The organism is Pseudovibrio sp. JE062 (assembly GCF_000156235.1).
Classification (GTDB): Bacteria; Pseudomonadota; Alphaproteobacteria; order Rhizobiales; family Stappiaceae; genus Pseudovibrio.
On record NZ_DS996805.1, the window covers coordinates 509,791 to 529,742 of the forward strand.

Annotated in this window: 16 protein-coding genes; 13 read left to right on the forward strand and 3 right to left on the reverse strand. The window is 53.1% G+C overall.

The genetic code is table 11. The features are described 5' to 3' along the window. Positions 1-30: 30 nt before the first annotated feature. Positions 31-1,857: a glutamine--fructose-6-phosphate transaminase (isomerizing) gene (gene glmS, locus PJE062_RS02160; RefSeq protein ID WP_008546692.1), complete on the forward strand. Its 1,827-nt coding sequence runs from the start codon at positions 31-33 to the stop codon at positions 1,855-1,857. Positions 1,858-1,958: 101 nt separating this feature from the next. On the opposite strand, the gene PJE062_RS02165 is transcribed toward glmS, so the two are convergent. Further along, positions 1,959-2,330: a YbaN family protein gene (locus tag PJE062_RS02165; protein ID WP_342029907.1), complete on the reverse strand. Its 372-nt coding sequence runs from the start codon at positions 2,328-2,330 to the stop codon at positions 1,959-1,961. Between the two features lie 261 nt (positions 2,331-2,591). Here PJE062_RS02165 and PJE062_RS02170 point away from each other — a divergent pair, with 261 nt between their 5' ends. Then, positions 2,592-3,341, forward strand: coding sequence for a DUF502 domain-containing protein (locus tag PJE062_RS02170; protein WP_008546393.1), 750 nt, complete (start codon positions 2,592-2,594; stop codon positions 3,339-3,341). A gap of 1 nt (position 3,342) precedes the next feature. Here the strand turns inward: PJE062_RS02170 and recG are convergent, their stop codons facing one another. Continuing rightward, positions 3,343-5,445, reverse strand: a complete 2,103-nt coding sequence (gene recG / locus PJE062_RS02175) for an ATP-dependent DNA helicase RecG (RefSeq protein ID WP_008547323.1) — start codon at positions 5,443-5,445, stop codon at positions 3,343-3,345. Between the two features lie 177 nt (positions 5,446-5,622). On the opposite strand from recG, the gene PJE062_RS02180 reads away from it, so the two are divergent. The 11 genes from PJE062_RS02180 to lipA all read left to right on the forward strand — a co-directional run bounded on the left by PJE062_RS02180 (position 5,623) and on the right by lipA (position 19,026). Then, the gene (locus PJE062_RS02180) at positions 5,623-5,928 is read left to right on the forward strand and encodes a succinate dehydrogenase assembly factor 2 (protein WP_037035972.1); all 306 of its coding nucleotides are present in this window, start codon (positions 5,623-5,625) and stop codon (positions 5,926-5,928) included. An 82-nt stretch (positions 5,929-6,010) separates the two neighbouring features. Beyond that, positions 6,011-9,499, forward strand: coding sequence for a transcription-repair coupling factor (mfd, locus tag PJE062_RS02185; protein WP_008546588.1), 3,489 nt, complete (start codon positions 6,011-6,013; stop codon positions 9,497-9,499). 286 nt (positions 9,500-9,785) lie between these two features. Beyond that, positions 9,786-10,517, forward strand: a complete 732-nt coding sequence (locus PJE062_RS02190) for a hypothetical protein (protein ID WP_208982106.1) — start codon at positions 9,786-9,788, stop codon at positions 10,515-10,517. A 289-nt stretch (positions 10,518-10,806) separates the two neighbouring features. Next, positions 10,807-11,073 (forward strand): septum formation initiator family protein, encoded by a 267-nt coding sequence (locus tag PJE062_RS02195; protein WP_008546702.1) that lies wholly within the window; start codon positions 10,807-10,809, stop codon positions 11,071-11,073. A gap of 184 nt (positions 11,074-11,257) precedes the next feature. After that, positions 11,258-12,307 carry a pyruvate dehydrogenase (acetyl-transferring) E1 component subunit alpha gene (gene pdhA, locus PJE062_RS02200; RefSeq protein WP_008546336.1) on the forward strand — a complete coding sequence of 350 codons (1,050 nt, stop codon included), beginning with the start codon at positions 11,258-11,260 and terminating at the stop codon, positions 12,305-12,307. Positions 12,308-12,324: 17 nt separating this feature from the next. Further along, positions 12,325-13,710 (forward strand): pyruvate dehydrogenase complex E1 component subunit beta, encoded by a 1,386-nt coding sequence (locus tag PJE062_RS02205; RefSeq protein ID WP_008546254.1) that lies wholly within the window; start codon positions 12,325-12,327, stop codon positions 13,708-13,710. A gap of 15 nt (positions 13,711-13,725) precedes the next feature. Then, on the forward strand, positions 13,726-15,063 hold the full coding sequence (locus PJE062_RS02210; protein ID WP_008546579.1) for a pyruvate dehydrogenase complex dihydrolipoamide acetyltransferase: 1,338 nt from the start codon (positions 13,726-13,728) through the stop codon (positions 15,061-15,063). A gap of 120 nt (positions 15,064-15,183) precedes the next feature. Next, positions 15,184-16,047, forward strand: coding sequence for an N-acetylglucosaminyltransferase (locus PJE062_RS02215; RefSeq protein ID WP_008546358.1), 864 nt, complete (start codon positions 15,184-15,186; stop codon positions 16,045-16,047). Positions 16,048-16,071: 24 nt separating this feature from the next. Then, positions 16,072-17,514: a dihydrolipoyl dehydrogenase gene (lpdA, locus tag PJE062_RS02220; RefSeq protein WP_008546277.1), complete on the forward strand. Its 1,443-nt coding sequence runs from the start codon at positions 16,072-16,074 to the stop codon at positions 17,512-17,514. 94 nt (positions 17,515-17,608) lie between these two features. Further along, positions 17,609-17,878 (forward strand): hypothetical protein, encoded by a 270-nt coding sequence (locus PJE062_RS02225; RefSeq protein ID WP_235861670.1) that lies wholly within the window; start codon positions 17,609-17,611, stop codon positions 17,876-17,878. 152 nt (positions 17,879-18,030) lie between these two features. Next, on the forward strand, positions 18,031-19,026 hold the full coding sequence (lipA, locus tag PJE062_RS02230; RefSeq protein ID WP_008546199.1) for a lipoyl synthase: 996 nt from the start codon (positions 18,031-18,033) through the stop codon (positions 19,024-19,026). 71 nt (positions 19,027-19,097) lie between these two features. Here the strand turns inward: lipA and PJE062_RS02235 are convergent, their stop codons facing one another. Next, positions 19,098-19,889, reverse strand: a complete 792-nt coding sequence (locus PJE062_RS02235) for a crotonase/enoyl-CoA hydratase family protein (protein ID WP_208982107.1) — start codon at positions 19,887-19,889, stop codon at positions 19,098-19,100. Between the last annotated feature and the right edge of the window lie 63 nt (positions 19,890-19,952).

The window sequence follows — 19,952 nt, forward strand, 5'->3', positions numbered from 1 at the left end:
TTGCGAGGTGGGATTTCAAGGAGAACACTTATGTGCGGTATTGTCGGTATTTTGGGGCAGACACCTGTTGCACCATTGCTGGTAGATGCGCTGAAACGGCTTGAGTATCGCGGATATGACTCTGCAGGTATTGCAACTGTTGTTGGCGGCGACCTTAATCGCCGGCGTGCGAAGGGTAAACTTCGCAATCTGGAAGCGTTGCTGGAAGATAAACCTCTTTCCGGCACAAGTGGCATTGGCCACACCCGTTGGGCAACTCATGGTGCTCCGACGGTAGAAAATGCGCACCCGCATGCTGCTGATGGCGTGATGGTCGTGCATAACGGTATTATCGAAAACTTCCTGGAGCTGCGCGAAGATGTAGGCAGCGCCGGTGTGAAGCTTTCTACCGAGACAGACTCAGAAGTTGTTGCGCACCTGATTTCACTTGAAGTGAAAACTGGAAAATCCCCACAGGATGCTGTCGCAGCTGTTCTTGGTCGCCTGAAAGGTGCGTTCTCACTGGCAATTCTGTTTGCTGATCAGGACGATCTGATGATCGGCGCTCGCCGCGGTTCCCCGCTTGCTGTTGGGTATGGCGAAGGTGAGATGTTCCTTGGTTCTGATGCAATTGCTCTGTCCCCGTTTACAGACCGCATCAGCTACCTTGAAGAAGGTGACTGGGTTGTTTTGACCCGTGCCGGCGCGCAGATCTTTGATGAGAACAACTCTGCTGTAGAGCGAGTGGTTCAAACGTCCAGCGTCAGCTCCACCATGATGGACAAGGGCAACTACCGCCACTTCATGGCTAAAGAAATCCATGAGCAGCCAGAAGTGCTGGGTCATGCGATCTCTCAGTATCTGAAGTTCAATGAGGGCAAGGTTGCTCTGCCGGAGGGCAATGATTTTGACTTCTCCAAGATCAATCGCCTCGTCATTTCCGCGTGTGGTACGGCTTACTATGCGGGGCTGACCGCTAAGTACTGGTTTGAGAAGTACGCTCGCCTGCCGGTTGATATCGATATTGCTTCTGAGTTCCGCTACCGCGAAATGCCATTGGGTGAAGGTGATCTGGCGCTGTTCATTTCCCAGTCCGGTGAAACAGCAGATACGCTGGCATCGCTGCGCTACTGTAAAGAGCAGGGCATGACCATTGGTGCGGTTGTGAACGTTTCTGAAAGCACAATTGCGCGTGAATCTGATCTGATCTTCCCGATCTTTGCAGGGCCGGAAATCGGTGTTGCGTCGACGAAGGCCTTCACGTGTCAGCTGGCTGTTCTTGCAAGCCTTGCTGTACTTGCTGGTCGTCAACGTGGACATCTGAGTGAAGCTCAGGAAAAAGAGCTGGTTGGTGCGCTTTCCGAGCTGCCAGCACATGCTATGCAGGCACTGAAGCTGGAGCCTCAGATTGAAAAGCTGGCGCCATGGATGTCCAAGAAGCATCATGCTCTGTTCCTCGGTCGTGGCACAAGCTTCCCACTTGCTCTGGAAGGTGCGTTGAAGCTGAAGGAGCTCTCCTACATTCACGCAGAAGGCTATGCAGCGGGCGAGCTGAAGCATGGTCCGATCGCGTTGATTGATGAGAACATGCCGGTTCTGGTTGTTGCGCCATTTGATGGTGTTTACGAGAAGACCGTCTCCAACATGCAGGAAGTTGCTGCCCGTGGCGGTGAGATTGCTCTGTTCACGGATGAAAAGGGCGCAGAGGCGGCCGGTGTTGCTGCTAACCAGATGATCATCCTGCCAGAGCTTCCGGAAATCGTCGCTCCACTCATCTACGCCCTGCCACTGCAGATGCTCTCCTACCACACCGCCGTGTTCATGGGCACCGACGTAGACCAACCACGCAACCTGGCAAAGTCCGTTACCGTTGAATAAGCGGGTGGAATGCTGAAGTTTTTAAAGCGCGGGGCTTATTGCTCCGCGTTTTTTTGTTTTGGAGATGTGGGTGTTGAGTTGTCGGGCTTGCCAGCTGACTTTCAGGTGGGCATTGGTTTTGAGGGGCGGCTGGCGATGTAGGCGGCTATGGCGCACATGATGAGGGCGACGGTGACGGCCAGCAGGATTGTCGGGTGGGACATTTTCAGGAACATCAGGTAGCCGAAGGTCAGGCCGGTGAAGGCGAAGATCTTTGCTTTTTTCGGGATGACCTTATGCTCCTGCCACTGGATGACGCTGGGGCCGATTTTCGGGTGTGTCAGGATCCAGTTTTCCAAGCGCGGGTTTGATTTTGCAAAGCAACCTGCTGCGAGGATGAAGAAAATCGTTGTTGGCAGCAGCGGGAGAAAGATGCCAATGATCCCTGTGGCCACTAGGGCTAATCCAAGCGTCATGTAGAATAGCTTTTTCACAGGGTGCTCCACTTCTGGCAAGCAGTTTCTGCCTTATACGCCTTGTTTGCGAGTGCTGACAATAGTTGGAATCTGGCTATTGCCGCGACAAAAGGCGACCGTGGCTAACATATCCACCCCATTACATGAGAAGCGTGAATTCTTTTTCAAGGGGAACTTGCAAAACCTACAAAATACACTAGTTCGTAAAGAAGCACGGATATATCTGCAGCTTGCCGCAGACATAATGCGGATGGTTCCCGAAATAAGAAAGTATGGCCGATGGGATCTGACGGGGATAAAAAGCCGAAGCGCGTTGGGTTCATGACGCGGCTCAGGAACTACTTTTTTACTGGCCTTGTTATTACGGGTCCGGTGGGTATCACCTTGTACCTGAGTTGGTCGCTTATCCAGTTGATTGATGGCTGGGTTAAGCCGTTTCTGCCATCTATTTACAATCCAGATAATTATTTGCCGGTTGAAGTGCCTGGTTTTGGGCTTTTTGCTGCACTGCTTGCGATTACCGTCATCGGCTTTCTGACCGCTAACATTGCTGGCCGGTCGCTCATCAGCTTTGGCGAGTCCATTCTGGGCCGTATGCCGCTAGTGCGTAACCTTTATTCTGCGCTCAAGCAGATCTTTGAGACCGTTTTGAATGATAGCGGGCGCAACTTCACCAAAGCCGGCCTGGTTGAATATCCGCGCAAAGGTTTGTGGGCGATTGTGTTTCTTGCCACTGATACCAAGGGGGAAGTGGCAGCGCGTCTGAAAGATGACGCTGATACGGTTTCTGTTTTCCTGCCAACGACGCCAAACCCAACCTCAGGCTTTTTGCTGTTTGTGCCGCGCGATGACATTATCGAGCTTTCAATGAGCGTTGAAGATGCTGCAAAGCTTGTGATTTCTGCTGGTCTTGTCAGCCCGGAGTATCCAAAGCTTCTGGAAGGTGAAGACAAGAAGGCTGTTGAAGCGCATCAGCGTAAGAAGGCGAAGAAAGACAGCGACGGTTCAGAGACCGTCGCGGCCGAGTAACTCAGCCCGCTCTGAGCAGTTTGATAGCTTCGTCTCTGGCGAAGAGATACAGGAGGTGGCGCAAGGCGTCGCCTCTTTCTGTTTCCAGCTCAGGGTCTGTTGCCATAATGAGCTTGGCGTCATCTCTTGCGATTTCCATAAGATCAGCGTGATCTTCAATGGAAGCCAGCCTGAAGCCCGGAGAACCGGATTGGCGAGTGCCGAGAAGCTCACCTTCACCGCGCAGACGCAGGTCTTCTTCCGCAATCAGGAAGCCATCGTTGGTTTGGCGCAGGATGTTGAGGCGGGAAGCTGCGGTCTCATTCAGCGGGGCTTTGAAGAGCAGTAGGCAGGAAGAGGCTAGGCTGCCACGGCCTACGCGGCCACGAAGCTGGTGAAGCTGGGCAAGGCCAAAGCGTTCTGCGTGTTCAATGACGATGATGGTTGCGTCAGGAACGTCAACACCAACCTCGATCACTGTGGTGGCGACAAGCACACGGGCGTCACCATTTTTGAAGGCATCCATGGCCGCTTGCTTTTCATCGGCCTTCTGGCGGCCATGAACAAGGGCGACCACTGGGCCGAGTGCATTTTGCAGATCGTTGAAGCGTTCTTCCGCTGCAGCAAGGTCGATCTTTTCAGATTCCTCCACCAGCGGGCAGACCCAGTAGATCTTCTGGCCTTGAGCGATCATGGCGCGCAGGCGTTCTACCACTTCGCCTATGCGATCCAATGAGATGGAGACTGTTTTGATCTCCTGGCGGCCTTTGGGTTTGTCGGTCAGGCGGGAGACGTCCATGTCGCCGAAGTAAGAGAGGACGAGGGTGCGTGGGATTGGAGTTGCTGTCATGACGAGCACATCCACATGAGCGCCCTTGGAGGAGAGCGCCAGACGTTGGTGAACACCAAAGCGGTGCTGTTCGTCGACGATAGTGATGCCAAGGTCTTTGAAGTTGACGGTGGACTGGAACAGGGCGTGGGTGCCGACAATCAGATCGATTTCACCGGCTTCCAATGCTTCACCGATTTCCCGTTTGGTTTTGGCGGTGTCTTTGCCAGAGAGGACGGCTGCACGAATGCCTGCGGCATCGCAGAGCGGTTTCATGGAGGCGAAGTGCTGACGGGCGAGAATGTCGGTTGGCGCCATCATGGCGGCCTGACCGCCGGTTTCGATAACGGCTGCCATTGCCATGAGGCCGACGACGGTTTTACCGGAGCCCACATCGCCTTGCAGGAGGCGCAGCATGCGGGTTGGTTCTTCCAGATCAGCGAAGATCTCTTTCAGCGCGTCTTCCTGACCGTCAGTCAGCTCAAACGGTAGCGCAGCAAGAATTTTCCGGCGCAGGGAGCCATCGCCTTTGCGGGCTTTGCCGCCCATGTGGCGCAATGAGTTGCGAACCAGTGCAAGAGCCAACTGATTGGCGAGGAACTCGTCATAAGCCAGACGGGCGCGAGCCAATCCTTCTGGCGCTAGATCTCTTGCGTCTTCCGGCTTATGAATGGAGCGTAGGGCGACGTCAAATGGCGGGAAGTTGCGCTGCTCTACAAACTCTTTGTTCTGCCACTCTGGCATTTGAGGCAGGAACTGCAGCGCGGTGCCCATGGCGCGTTGGAGCGTTTTGGAGGCAAGACCGGCTGTCATTGGGTAAACCGGCTCAACAAGCGGCAGATTCTCGGCTTCTTCCTCAGAGACCATATGGTCCGGGTGCACCATCTGTGCGCGTTCGTTGAACCACTCAACTTTGCCGGAGATGATACGCTTTTCGCCAACCGGCAGAACGCGTTGTAGATAATCTCCGCGTGCGTGGAAGAAGACCAGCTCAATTGCTCCGGTCTCATCGTGCGCCAGAACCTTGTAGGGAGCACGGCTGCCGCGTGGCGGTGCGCGGTGCTGATCTATCTGAAGGACCAGCGTTACGATTTCGCCTTCCGGAGAAGCGGCGACACCTGGACGCAAGCGTCGGTCGATAACGTTGACCGGTACGTGGAAGAGAAGGTCTGAAATGCGGGCTTCGCGATCCGGGCTGCCGACAAGCAGGTTGGTTATGGTCTTCGCGATCTTGGGGCCAATGCCCGGGAGCTTGGTGACAGAAGCGAAAAGAGGATCAAGGCGAGTAGGGCGCATACCATATAGACCATAACGTGAACAGCTAGCCTGATCTGTGCCATGTTCCCGTGATTTGTGCAACGCCCTTAAGAAAACACTGACAGATGAAAATAAGGGTTGTATACAGGCGAAACGATTTGGCCCTATCTATTTGCAGATAGTGACAGGGATCAGAGACCTTCTAGGGGAATGACGATGGATCATAGTGCGCAGAACGAAGATCAAAACGAGAACATTGAGCTGGATAACCGGAGAAAGCGTATCGTTTTCCGTTGTCACCATCGTGGCATGAAGGAAATGGATATCATGCTTGGTGGCTATGTTGAGAAGCATATTGCGCAGATGAATGATGAAGAGCTGAATGAGCTGGAAGTGTTCCTGCAGCATCATGATCAGGATCTGTTCTCCTGGTTCATTGGCACCAAGCCTGTACCGGATGAGGCCAATACAGAACTGTTCCGTAAGATCCTAGATTACTACAAGGATAAGAGCGACAGCTAAGTGCTCTTGGGCATCTGGATACGTGCTGTTCAGGTGCCATATTTGTCCGAGAAAGATTTGAAATAATAAGGTTGCCCCGCCCGTGTTTGAAAGTTTGCTCAAGAAAAGTGAAAACATAACGCTCGCTTCTGTCCCGGATGGAGCTGAGGCCTATGTGCTTTCAAAGATCCTCTCTGAGATTGAGGAGGGCGGTCTTGCGCTGACCTATGTGGCGCGGGATGCAACGCGGATGGCGGCGCTGACGGAGGCTCTGGGCTTCTTTGCGCCGGATGTGGAAGTGCTGCAGCTGCCAGCGTGGGATTGCTTGCCGTATGACCGCGTATCCCCACATGGGGCGATTGTTGCGCGCCGGTTGCTGACACTGCTGCGACTGGCGAAGGGGCTGCCGAAGAAAAAGAAGTTTGTGCTGATCACCACGGTCAACGCGGCTTTGCAGCGGATGCCGGTGCGGGACTGGACCTCCAACCATATTCTGTCTTTCACTCCGGGCAATCGGATCAATCCGGACAAGATTATCAAGTGGCTGGAAGTCAATGGCTTCGCCCGTACGCCTACTGTTCGAGAGACTGGTGAATATGCCGTGCGCGGGGGGATTATTGATCTGTTCTCGCCTGCCACCAAAGAGCCGGTTCGTCTGGACTTCTTTGGAGACACGCTGGAATCCATCCGTTCTTTTGATACGGATAGTCAGCGGACACTTGCGCAGAAGAAGGGACTTACTCTCGTTCCTATGAGCGAGATCATTCTTGAGCCGGAGACGATCTCGCGCTTCCGCCGAAACTATGTGACTGCATTCGGGGCCTCCGGGCCGGATGATGTTTTGTACCAGTCCATCAGTGAAGGGCGTCGCTATGCGGGGATGGAACACTGGCTGCCGCTGTTTCATGAAAACCTTGCGACCCTGTTTGATTACATCGGCGAAACTCCAGTTGTTCTGGATGCCAATGCCGAGGATATGATCAAAGAGCGGCTGGAACAGATTGAAGAGCACTTTGGCGCGCGCCAGGATGGCCTGAACAACAAAGCTCTCTCTTCAGGTGTGCCGTATAAGCCCATTCCACCGGTAGCGATCTATCTTCAGGAAACTGAGTTAAACACATGTGTGGCTGACAGAGCCTCCGCGCAGTTGTCCCCGTTTGCTATGCCTCCGGGAACTGGGAAGACCGCCATTGATATGGGAGGGCGTCAGGGCCGCAACTTTGCGGCGGAACGTGCTGCTGGTGACGTGAATATCTTTGACGCGCTTTCCACGCATGTGTCTGCGCTTGCCAAGGATGGGAAGAGGGCTGTTCTTTCCTGTTGGAGTGAAGGCTCTAGAGAACGTCTGACGCAGGTTCTTAGCGATCATGGATTGGACCGTACAGGATATGCGGGGAACTCTGGAGAACTCGGCAAGGTTCCCGCTGGGCTGACTGCACTGATCATCCTTGGACTTGAGCACGGCTTTGAGATTGATGATCTGGCTTTCATCGGGGAGCAAGATATCCTTGGTGATCGCTTGGTGCGTCAGAGACGACGTAAGTCCAAAGGCGCCAACGTTCTTACAGAAGCCTCTGCACTCTCTCCGGGTGATCTGGTTGTGCATGTGGAGCATGGTATTGGTCGCTTTATTGGGCTGAAGACCATCGAGGCTGTTGGGGCGCCGCATGACTGTCTGGAGCTGCAGTATGCGGGGTCGGACAAGCTTTACCTTCCAGTCGAGAACATTGAGCTGCTGACGCGCTATGGTTCAGAAGATCAGGAAGTTCAGTTAGATAAGCTTGGCGGCGGGGCATGGCAGGCCCGTAAAGCCAAGATGAAAAAGCGCATTCTTGAGATTGCCGATGGCCTGATCAAGATTGCTGCGGAACGCGCTTTGCGGACAGCTCCGGCGATTACAGCACCTGAAGGGGCGTATGACGAGTTTGCGGCGCGGTTTGTTTATGACGAGACTGATGACCAGATGACGGCGATTGAGTCTGTCTTTGATGATATGGCGTCTGGGCGTCCTATGGACCGGTTGGTTTGTGGTGATGTGGGCTTTGGTAAGACGGAAGTTGCTCTAAGAGCTGCGTTTTTGGCTGCGATGTCTGGGCGGCAGGTGGCGATTGTGGTTCCGACCACGTTGTTGGCACGTCAGCATTATCGGACGTTTGCGGATCGCTTTAATGGGCTGCCTATTGTTGTGCGCCAGGCTTCACGACTTGTCCCCGGTAAGGAGCTCTCTGAGACCAAGAAGGGCCTGAAAGACGGTTCTGTTGATGTTGTGGTTGGTACCCATGCGCTTTTAGGAAAAGCTATTGGTTTCAGAGATCTGGGGCTTCTTATTATCGATGAGGAGCAACACTTTGGGGTGAAGCATAAAGAACGGTTGAAAGAGCTGAAAAGTGATGTTCACGTTTTGACCCTTTCTGCGACCCCGATTCCTCGTACTCTACAATTGGCACTGACGGGTGTTCGGGAGCTTTCCCTTATTGCGACGCCGCCGGTGGATCGTCTGGCTGTACGCTCGTTTATATCCCCATTCGACCCGATGGTTATCCGCGAAAGCTTGCTGCGTGAGCATTATCGCGGAGGGCAGAGCTTCTATGTGTGTCCGCGCGTGTCCGATCTGGCGGAGGTGAGGGCGTTCCTGGAAGAGAATGTGCCTGAAGTTAAAGTGGTTTCCGCTCATGGTCAGATGCCTCCGGGAGAGCTGGATGACATCATGAATGCCTTTTATGAGGGCAAGTTTGATGTGCTTCTGGCGACCACGATTGTGGAATCTGGTTTGGACATACCAAACGCTAACACTTTGATTGTGCACCGCTCGGACATGTTTGGTCTGGCGCAGCTCTATCAGATCCGTGGGCGTGTGGGTCGTTCCAAGACAAGAGCATATGCCTTGTTTACAGTTCCTGCCAACAAGACGCTGACGGCTACGGCTGAGCGACGTCTTAAGGTGTTGCAAAGTCTTGAGAATTTGGGTGCGGGCTTCCAGCTTGCATCGCACGATCTGGATATTCGCGGGGCGGGTAACTTGCTGGGGGAAGAGCAGTCCGGGCATATTAAAGAGGTGGGTTTCGAGCTTTACCAGCAGATGCTGGAGGAGGCAGTTGCGCAGCTCAAATCTGGTGGTGAGGACTTCCAGGAAGATAAGTGGTCGCCGCAGATTGCTATCGGTACGCCGGTTCTTATCCCCGATACCTATGTGCCGGATCTGCAGCTGCGCCTTGAGCTTTATCGCCGTCTGGCCGACCTGACTGAGCTTGACGAGATTGATGGCTTTGGGGCCGAGATGATTGACCGCTTCGGGCCACTTCCTGAGGAAGTTCAACACCTTCTGAAGATTGTTTATATCAAGGGATTGTGTCGAAAAGCGAACGTTGAAAAGATTGACGCTGGGCCGAAGGGCATCGTGATTGGCTTCCGCAATGGTGAGTTCAACAATCCGGCGGGGCTGGTATCCTACATCGCGGAACAAACTATCCTCGCTAAGATCCGCCCGGACCAGAAGGTGGTGCTGACCCGTGACTGGCCGACTGCGGATGATCGGTTGAAGGGCACCGCTGCTGTGTTGATTAAACTCTCGCGGCTGGCGGAAAACGCCTAAAATACTGTCTTGAGCGCTTAAGTGGACTGGGGTTTCGGTGAAATCCCAGTTTTGCGTTGTTATGTGCGTTCGTTTGCGTTGATTGTGTTATTTCTGCGTTTTTTAGTTTAGGGAAGCTGGAGTTGTTATCTGTTTCCAGCAAGTTGAACATGTTTGAGAACGAAAAGTGAATGCGCTGCAGATTTGGGGTACTTATCTGTGTTGTTGCGGAGCGCTGAATAGCATTCAGAACACTTTCATTGTATGTGCGCAGCATATCAAATGTATGTTGTCGTGTTCATTGCTGATGGCTTTGGCGGCAAATGCGCAAGAAGGATTTAATATGCCGGTTAAGCCTAGTTTTCTGTCTCTCAAGTCGGTCGGATTGTCCTGGCTGTCAATTGCTAGCTTCTTGCTTATGGGCGTGCTGATCTCATCGGGGCAGGCGTATGCCGAGGACAGCTTGGTAGGTGAGGACAAGCTTACTCAGAAAATTAATGCAAAGGCCAAAGACGACTTCTCAAAATCGGACAGATTCTTCTCTCTAGAAGCTGATCAATGCACTCTTAAAATTTATAATGAGTATCGTAGTCTATGTGAGCTCCCTGCACAGAACTTGGGTACGAACTTTGTCATCAACTTAGCAGAGATTGAGTCTATCAAAGCTAGTCAGGTTAGAGACAAAGTGCTTGCATCATTCCGGCTAAATCCCAGTTCAGCAAAGATTGCGAAGGAGGCGGGACAAAAGCTGAGTAGGCTATATAAAGAAAAGCATGAAAAGCGAATTCGAGAGGGAAAAGTGGACGTTGGTCCGACTGAGATTGTGTATGAGCAAACGATTGATGAAATAAGCCTCGTTGCAGTGGAATTTATTGATAAGAAAAAGCTGTCAACGAGGTCTTTCACATCCAGCTGCTCTGGTCGCACGACATACGGGGCTCCATTGTTTGACACAACATATGCTGTCCTCTTTCCTTTGACGGTTTCTCGGGAGTTGTTTGAGGATATATTCGTGCTCAAAAAGAGATGTGCTCAATAGGAGTTGCAAACGATTAAAGAGATTGTTTGGGAGGCATGCACAGGTTCTCGAAGAATAGAGCTTCAATAGCGTGCTATTCGGACTACTCATTATCGCAACGACCTTGCCGGGCGTGATTGTTTAAATTTCCAAAAAATAACAGATATGGCCAAATTTCAGTTTTATCGGAAACTCTTGGTTAAGGGCGTTGTGAAATAGTGCGGGCATGTGACCATTTTTGTAATGAGTAGGTCAATCAGTGCTAGCTACCACACGTCAGCGAAAACACTCCTATCTAAAGAACCTCCTGGTGCCGGGAATTGCCATTGGTGCGCTTTGCTACTTTGCATTTCATGCGCTCAACGGTAAGCTGGGTCTTGTGGGTCGACCACAGATCGAGCATGAAATCCTTGCTCTGGAAGTTGAGCTTGAAGAGTTGCGGGCAGAACGCCTGCAATTACAACGCCGTGTCATGCTGCTTGACCCGGAGAGCCTTGATCCTGATATGGTGGATGAGAGGGCTCGCGCTTCCCTGAATTTGGCGCACGTGAATGAAGTTGCGATCATGCGTAACTGAAACATCAGCGTGTATTAACTTGAAGTAGGTTGATTTACATGAATTAACCCAATTTAAGTTAACTTGAATATTTCAATAAAATCAACGCCTTACATAAATCCCCAAGTGTTTTTGCTCATATTGGCATTCAGCGCTGTGGGGGCTAGTGTGCTTTCACCAATTCACGTCAAAAGAGACGAGGCTCATGGCTGGAACTCAATCCAAGTCTTCAGGCGGTCGCGCTAAAGGCGCTACCAAAGCCCGCGGTGCGATGAAAAACGTGCCCGCCCTTGTAGAATTTTCCAAAGAAGAAGAGCTAAACGCTTACCGCGAAATGCTTTTTATCCGTCGTTTTGAAGAAAAGGCGGGTCAGCTTTACGGTATGGGTCTGATCGGTGGCTTCTGTCACCTTTACATCGGCCAGGAAGCTGTTGTTGTTGGAATGGAGATGGCCAAGGAAAAAGGTGATCAGATGATCACTTCTTACCGCGACCACGCTCACATGCTCGCTTGTGGCATGGACCCGAACGGCGTGATGGCCGAACTGACTGGTCGCCGCGGTGGTCTGTCTAAAGGTAAGGGCGGTTCCATGCACATGTTCTCCAAAGAACAGGAGTTCTATGGTGGACACGGCATCGTTGGCGCGCAGGTCGCACTTGGTACCGGTCTGGCGTTTGCGAACCGCTATAAAGAGAACGGCAAAGTTTCCATGGCGTTCTTCGGCGATGGTGCTGCAAACCAGGGTCAGGTTTACGAGAGCTTCAACATGGCGAAGCTGTGGAACCTGCCTGTGATCTACGTGATCGAAAACAACAAGTACGGCATGGGTACCTCCATTGAACGTGCATCTTCCACAACTGACCTTTCCCAGCGCGGTGCCTCCTTCGGTATCCCAGGTGTTCAGGTTGACGGCATGGACGTGCGCGCGGTGAAAGCTGCGACCGACTATGCGATGGAATGGTGCCGTGAAGGCAATGGTCCTTACATCCTTGAGATGATCACCTACCGTTACCGCGGTCACTCCATGTCTGACCCTGCAAAATACCGCAGTAAAGACGAAGTCCAGAAGATGCGCTCTGAGCATGACCCGATTGAACAGGTTCGCGCTCGCCTTCTTGAAAAAGAATGGGCTAGCGAAGACGAACTGAAAGCGATCGATAAAGAAGTTCGCGGCGTTGTGGCTGCTTCTGCTGAGTTTGCGCAGAACGATCCTGAGCCGGATCCATCTGAGCTGTACACGGACATCGTTCTCTAAGGTCGGGATAATAAATTATGGCTATTGAAATTTTGATGCCTGCGCTTTCTCCGACCATGGAAGAAGGCAAGCTGGCCAAGTGGCTTAAAAAAGAAGGCGACACCGTTTCTGCTGGTGATGTGATTGCTGAAATCGAAACCGATAAAGCAACCATGGAAGTGGAAGCAGTGGACGAGGGCGTGATCGGCAAGATCCTCGTTGCTGAAGGCACTGAAGAAGTTAAGGTCAACGCTCCTATCGCAGTTCTGCTGGAAGAAGGCGAAGACGCTTCTGCTGCTGACAAGGTTGGTTCCGCACCAGCTGTTGCTGAAGCGCCAGCTGCGCCGGCAACTCCTGAAGCGCCGGCTGCACCAGCAGCTCCTGCAGCTCCAGTTGCCAGCGTTGCACCGGCTGACCCAGAAATTCCTGCGGGCACCAAAATGGTGAGCATGACCGTTCGTGAAGCTCTGCGCGACGCGATGGCGGAAGAAATGCGCCGCAACGAGAACGTGTTCCTGATGGGCGAAGAAGTTGCTCAGTATCAGGGCGCCTACAAGATCTCTCAGGGTCTCCTGGATGAGTTCGGCGAAAAGCGCGTGATCGACACTCCAATCACCGAGCATGGCTTCACCGGTCTTGCTGTTGGTGCTGCGATGGCTGGTCTGAACCCAATCGTTGAGTTCATGACCTTCAACTTCGCAATGCAGGCGATTGACCACATCATCAACTCTGCGGCCAAGACTCTTTACATGTCTGGCGGTCAGATGGGTGCTCCTATGGTGTTCCGTGGTGCAAACGGTGCGGCAGCACGCGTGGCAGCACAGCACTCTCAGGACTACGCTGCATGGTATGCTTCCATTCCGGGCCTCAAGGTTATCCAGCCTTACTCTGCTGCTGATGCAAAGGGCCTGCTGAAAGCTGCTATCCGCGATCCAAACCCAGTTGTGTTCCTTGAGAACGAGATCCTTTACGGTCACCATTTTGATGTGCCGGAAGTTGATGATCTGGTTCTGCCAATCGGTAAAGCGAAGATCGTTCGCGAAGGTACTGATGCGACCATGGTTTCCTGGGGCATTGGCATGACCTACGCACTGCAGGCTGTTGATGAGCTGGCGAAACAGGGCGTTTCCGTTGAGCTGATCGACCTGCGCACCATTCGTCCGCTGGATATGGACACTGTTCTGGCTTCTGTTCGCAAGACAGGCCGTCTGGTGACTGTGGAAGAAGCCTTCCCAATCTGTTCCGTTTCCTCTGAAATTGCTTATCAGGTTCAGAGCGAAGCCTTCGATTGGCTGGATGCGCCAGTTCTGCGCGTAACCGGTAAAGACGTTCCAATGCCTTACGCAGCAAACCTTGAGAAGCTGGCTCTGCCAAACGCCAAGGAAGTTATCGACGCTGTTAAGGCTGTGACCTACACCGCCTAATTGGAGACAAGTGGTATGCCAATCAACATTTTGATGCCTGCGCTTTCTCCAACCATGGAAGAAGGCAATCTGGCCAAGTGGCTGGTTAAAGAAGGTGACGCGATTTCTGCAGGCGACGTGATTGCAGAGATTGAGACCGACAAAGCGACCATGGAAGTGGAAGCTGTCGATGAAGGCACCATCGGTAAGATCATGGTTGCTGAAGGAACCGAAGGCGTGAAGGTGAATGCACCGATCGCGATCCTTTTGGAAGAGGGCGAAGACGCTTCTGCAATGGACGCAGCACCAGCTGCGGCACCTGCACCAGCAGCGGCGGCTCCTCAGGCTCCTGCAACACCAGCTGCGCCTGCGGCTGCGGCGGCTCCTGCACCAGCTCCAGCGGCTCCGGTTGCTGCTTCTGGTGAGCGCGTGTTCTCTTCTCCTCTGGCGCGCCGTCTGGCGAAACAGAATGGTCTGGACATCGCGCTGATCAACGGCACCGGCCCACATGGCCGCGTTGTGAAGCGTGACGTTGAAGCTGCGATTGCTGCTGGCACCGGTAAAGCGGAAGCTGCGCCCAAGGCTGCGGAAGCTCCAAAAGCGGCAGAGGCTCCAAAGGCTGCACCTGCTGGTGCATCTGATGAGCAGACCCTCAAGCTGTTTGAGGAAGGCTCTTACGATCTGGTTCCTCACGATGGCATGCGCAAGGTTATTGCGAAGCGCCTGACAGAATCCAAGCAGACCGTTCCACACTTCTACCTGACTGTAGAGTGTGAGCTGGATGCTCTGCTGGCTCTGCGTGCTCAGCTGAACTCTTCCGCTCCAACTGACGCTGATGGCAAGCCTGCTTACAAGCTGTCCGTCAACGACATGATCATCAAGGCGCATGCGCTGGCACTGAAAGCAATTCCAGCTGCAAACGCATCCTACCTTGAGAGCGGCATGGTTATGCATAAGCATGCTGACGTTGGTGTTGCTGTTTCCATCGATGGTGGCCTGATCACTCCGATCATCCGCCGCGCTGAAGAGAAAACGCTCTCCACCATCTCCATCGAGATGAAAGATCTGGCGAAGCGTGCTCGTGAGCGCAAGCTGGCTCCAACCGAATTCCAGGGCGGTACGACTTCCGTTTCCAACCTTGGCATGTTCGGCGTGAAGGAATTTGCGGCGGTGATCAACCCACCACACGCAACCATCCTTGCTGTTGGCGCTGGTCAGAAGCGTCCGGTTGTGAAGGGCGATGAGATCGTTCCTGCGACTGTGATGTCTGTGACCCTTTCCACTGACCACCGCGCGGTGGACGGTGCGCTGGGTGCAGAACTTCTGCAGGCCTTCAAAGGCTACATCGAAAACCCGATGTCCATGCTGGTTTAATCAGGGTGTACCGGCGGAAAGCAGGAAACCCCTGCTTTTTTCGCCGGTAAATCCAAGTGGTAGGTGTGAGCAAATAGAGTGGAGTAAGCTGAAGACCGTTTGAGCAAGGAGACCTGATCAATGGTCAAAGTTGTCGATGGTTTCACGTTTTTCAACGAACTCGATACCCTAGAAATTCGCCTTGGCGAACTGTTTGATGTGGTAGATGAGTTCATTCTTGTAGAGGCAACCAAGACCTTTACGGGAGCCGAAAAACCTCTCTACTTTGCTGATAACAAGTCGCGGTTTGCACCGTTCTTAAGCAAGATCCGACACGTGATCGTGGAGGATATGCCGCAGAACCCGCAGAGCGCCTGGTCGAGGGAGTACCACCAACGCGACAGCATAGAGCGCGGCCTTAAAGACCTTGCGGTCAATGATCTGATCCTTGTGTCCGACGTGGATGAAATTCCAAAGCCGGATGTTTTGCTCAGAGTTAAAAATGACCCCAAGAGTTCGAAGAGCCTGACATTCTTTGGCGCTGATATTTTCCGCTACAGACTGAACTTTAAAGATGATGTCTCGGATTTTACCTCCTGCCCAAGAATGATCGGTGCGATGTTTTTCAAGGGAGCTCAGGCTTTGCGGCGTGAGCGGGCTTATCAAAGCAAAAGTCTCCATCCTGTTCTCGAGACTGCTTTGTGGCACTGGAAAGCTCTCACACGGCACAGCCGACCTATGCGACGTCAACTGCTTCGTTCTTCCAGCTGGCATTTCAGCTTTCTGGGGGACATGGAGAAGGTGGTTACAAAACTCGAGGCTTACTCGCACACCGAACACATGAATGATGCCTATCTGGGCCGTGCGCAACGAACGCTGGACCGTCTGGATGCGGGCGATGGCAGAGGAAAGCTGGTCACCAAGGACAGCGGAGAACTGCCCGACTACGTTTTGGAGAATTTTGCGAAGTTCTCCCACCTTTATGTGGAGCCTCAAGCTCCTTGAGGCCGATTTGGCGAGGTTAAATAGATGAGTGGCAACGCCTACGACGTGATTATCATTGGTTCTGGTCCTGGTGGCTATGTAACCGCAATCCGCTCCGCGCAGCTTGGTTTCAAGACCGCGATTGTTGAGCGTGAACATATGGGCGGTATCTGCCTGAACTGGGGCTGTATCCCAACCAAGGCGCTGCTGCGTTCTGCTGAGATCTACCACTACATGCAGCATGGCAAGGACTACGGTCTTTCCGCTGAAGGCGTGAGCTTTGATGCTGCTGCTGTTGTGAAGCGCTCCCGTGGTGTTTCCGGTCAGCTCAATGGCGGTATCGGCTTCCTGATGAAGAAGAACAAAGTGGACATCATCTGGGGTGAAGCAAAACTCACCAAGCCGGGTGAGATCGCTGTTGGTCCTTCTTCCAAAGACGCTATGCAGCCTCAGCACCCAACTCCAAAGGGTGTGAAAGGTCACGGTTCTTACTCCGCCAAGCACATCATTGTTGCAACAGGTGCGAAGCCACGTGTGATCCCAGGTCTTGAGCCTGACAAGGAAAACATCTGGACCTACTTTGAGGCGATGGTTCCGGAAAAGATGCCGAAGTCCCTCATCGTGATGGGTTCCGGCGCGATCGGTATCGAGTTTGCATCCTTCTACAAAACAATGGGCGCTGATGTGACCGTTGTTGAGATGATGCCAACCATCATGCCGGTTGAAGATCCTGAAATCTCCGCGATTGCGAAAAAGCAGATGGAGAAGCAGGGTATCAAGTTCGTCATGGAAGCAAAGGTTTCCAAGGTCGTTAAAGGCAAAGGGCAGGTGACTGCTACCATTGAGACCAAAGACGGCAAGGCGCAGGAAATCACCGCTGAGAAGCTGATTTCTGCTGTTGGCGTTGTTGGTAACATTGAGAACCTCGGCCTTGAAGCTCTTGGCATCAAGACTGACCGTGGTTGCATCGTGACTGACGAGTTCAGCCGCACCAATGTTCCTGGCATCTATGCAATCGGTGACGTTGCTGGTCCTCCAATGCTGGCGCACAAGGCTGAGCATGAAGGCGTGATCTGCATCGAGAAGATCTCCGGCCTTGACGCTCATCCAATGAAGCGTGACCAGATTCCTGGTTGTACCTACTGTAACCCGCAGGTTGCTTCTGTTGGTCTGACCGAGCAGAAAGCAAAAGACGCTGGTTATGAGGTTCGCGTTGGCCGCTTCCCATTTATGGGTAACGGTAAGGCGATCGCTCTTGGCGAGCCGGAAGGTCTTGTGAAGACTGTGTTTGACAACAAGACTGGTCAGCTGCTGGGTGCGCACATGGTTGGCGCTGAAGTGACCGAGCTCATTCAGGGCTTCGTTGTTGCGATGGGTCTTGAGACCACCGAAGAAGAGCTGATGCACACCTGCTTCCCGCATCCAACCCTTTCCGAAATGATGAAGGAAAGTGTTCTGGACGCCTACGGCCGTGCTCTGAATATGTAAATCAAATCCCTCTCACTGGAATTTTACCAGTGAGAGGGACTTAATTTTTCGCGGGTACTCTTCTTTTTAAAAAAGGAGAAGACCCGTGGACTTTATGAACTCTATCATCTGGCTGGTAACGTCAGCAGTTTGTGCCGTGATTGCGACCTTGCTGGTGATGTTCACTGTTGGCGGTGAATTCGCCATTATCATTATTGCCGGATTTCTCGGTGGTATTTCAGGGGTTTACCTGTTCGAGTTTGCGGACGTGGAAGTTTCCCTGGGGAATGAGTATCTCGATCAAGCCGTTGTTGCACTGGTTGGCGCAATTGCGTTTGCCTTCATTGCAGCACTGATTGGCGGGGATGCTATTGGCTTTGAATAGGCGTGGTCCTGAGGCGCAGAACTGATTGAATACCAGTGTGTAGCATTGAGAGATGCTTCATTTCCTGTTATGGACCACTAAATTTATAAGAGACAGGGACACTGACCCTTAAGGCAAGTGTGCAGCAAAGTCTCGGACCTGACGGAACTGATATGGTTACACTGGTAAATACACTCGATCCTAATCATAAAAGCCAAACGGCGTCTGCAGTGCAGGAAAAAGAGCGTCCGCGCCATCCGGAAAAAGCGCATCGCCCGGACAATCCTGTACAGCGTAAGCCAAAATGGATCCGTGTTAAGGCTCCGACTTCTCCTGTTTACAAAGAAACCCACGAACTGGTTCGCAAGAACAACCTTGTGACGGTTTGTGAGGAAGCAGGTTGCCCGAACATTGGTGAGTGCTGGTCCAAGAAGCATGCAAGCTTCATGATCCTGGGCGACACCTGTACCCGTGCCTGTGCGTTCTGTAACGTGCGGACCGGTATGCCGGGTGCTGTTGACCAGAGCGAGCCGGAAAGCATCGGCAAGGCTGTGTCTTCCATGGGTCTTGAGCACGTGGTGATTACCTCTGTGGACCGTGATGATCTGGATGATGGTGGTGCGACCCACTTTGCCAACGTGATTGCGGCAATCCGCAAGGCTTCTCCAAAAACAACCATTGAAGTGCTGACACCTGACTTCCTGCGTAAGGATGGTGCGCTTGAGATTGTTGTTGCGGCTAAGCCTGACGTGTTCAACCACAACCTTGAAACTGTGCCTTCCAACTACCTGAAGGTTCGTCCGGGTGCCCGTTATTTCCACTCCATCCGCCTGCTGCAGCGCGTGAAGGAGATTGATCCTGAGATGTTCACCAAGTCCGGCATCATGGTTGGTCTGGGTGAGGAGCGCAACGAAGTGCTTCAGTTGATGGATGACCTGCGTGTGGCTGATGTGGACTTCCTGACCGTTGGTCAGTACCTGCAGCCAACCAAGAAGCACCATCCGGTGATGAACTTCCCGACACCGGAAGACTTCAAGGCTTACGAGAAAATCGCGTACGCGAAAGGCTTCCTGAAAGTATCCGCAAACCCACTGACGCGCTCTTCCCACCACGCCGGCGAAGACTTCGCCGAACTGAAAGCCGCCCGTAAGGCGAAGCAGGGCAACTAAGCACTGGTTTGATACTGTGAGATTTAAAAGAGCGTCCCGCTGGAAGGTGGGGCGCTCTTTTTTTGTTGGGCTTATGTGCCTTCGTAGATTGGGGTTCGGCGGGTGATCCAGGCGGAGAGGGCTTCTTTGGTGTCGTTGGTGGGGGCCATGCGGGCGAATTGGTTGGCTTCTATCTGGAGGCCCTCTGAGATGGTGGTGTTGAGGCCGCGGGTGACGGCGGTGAGGATGCGGGCTGCAGCGAGCGGGGAGTGACGCAGGATGCGCTCGGCAAGGGCGAAGGCTTCGGGGAGGAGGTCGTCATGCGGGACGATTTTGTTGATGAGACCGAGCTCATATGCGCGCTCTGGGCCGAAAGGGTCTCCGGTTAACAGTAGCTCCAATGCACGTTTGCGGCCAGCGAGACGGGGCAGGCGCTGTGTGCCGCCGAAGGTGGGCGGGATGCCGATGTTGATTTCTGGCTTTGCGAAGACGGCACGATCTGAGGCGATGGCCAGATGGGCGGCTTCAGTGATTTCGCATCCTCCGCCAAAGGCGATGCCGTTGACGGCTATGATGATTGGTTTGGTAAAGTTTTCGATGCGGCTGGTCATAGCCTGACCGCGTCTTACGAACTCTTTCAATGCAATGTCGGTTCCAGCTTCTATGCTCTGCGAGAACTCGTGAATGTCACCGCCTGCGGAAAAGGCGCGATCTCCTGCACCAGTAATGATCACGGAGTGGATAGCGGTGTCGTCTTCGATGCGGTCCAGCAGTGCCAGGAGGCGGTCGTTGGTCTGGTAGTTCAGGGCATTGAGCTTTTGGGGGCGGTTTAGAGTGAGCAGGGCGATCTGGTCTCTGACTTCAAACAGAACGAGCTTTTTCATGGTGTGTTCCTCATGGTGACCTGGATTGACTTCAGGGTAGGAACAGCGCATGCTTCAGTAAAC

Coding starts and splice junctions, on each gene's coding strand:
- PJE062_RS02205 (WP_008546254.1), top strand. CDS start 12,325: ATGGCTATTGAAATTTTGATGCCTGCGCTTTCTCCGACCATGGAAGAA.
- pdhA (WP_008546336.1), top strand. CDS start 11,258: ATGGCTGGAACTCAATCCAAGTCTTCAGGCGGTCGCGCTAAAGGCGCT.
- PJE062_RS02170 (WP_008546393.1), top strand. CDS start 2,592: ATGGGATCTGACGGGGATAAAAAGCCGAAGCGCGTTGGGTTCATGACG.
- PJE062_RS02215 (WP_008546358.1), top strand. CDS start 15,184: ATGGTCAAAGTTGTCGATGGTTTCACGTTTTTCAACGAACTCGATACC.
- lpdA (WP_008546277.1), top strand. CDS start 16,072: ATGAGTGGCAACGCCTACGACGTGATTATCATTGGTTCTGGTCCTGGT.
- PJE062_RS02210 (WP_008546579.1), top strand. CDS start 13,726: ATGCCAATCAACATTTTGATGCCTGCGCTTTCTCCAACCATGGAAGAA.
- PJE062_RS02180 (WP_037035972.1), top strand. CDS start 5,623: ATGGATCATAGTGCGCAGAACGAAGATCAAAACGAGAACATTGAGCTG.
- PJE062_RS02190 (WP_208982106.1), top strand. CDS start 9,786: ATGGCTTTGGCGGCAAATGCGCAAGAAGGATTTAATATGCCGGTTAAG.
- PJE062_RS02225 (WP_235861670.1), top strand. CDS start 17,609: ATGAACTCTATCATCTGGCTGGTAACGTCAGCAGTTTGTGCCGTGATT.
- recG (WP_008547323.1), bottom strand. CDS start 5,445: ATGCGCCCTACTCGCCTTGATCCTCTTTTCGCTTCTGTCACCAAGCTC.
- lipA (WP_008546199.1), top strand. CDS start 18,031: ATGGTTACACTGGTAAATACACTCGATCCTAATCATAAAAGCCAAACG.
- PJE062_RS02235 (WP_208982107.1), bottom strand. CDS start 19,889: ATGAAAAAGCTCGTTCTGTTTGAAGTCAGAGACCAGATCGCCCTGCTC.
- glmS (WP_008546692.1), top strand. CDS start 31: ATGTGCGGTATTGTCGGTATTTTGGGGCAGACACCTGTTGCACCATTG.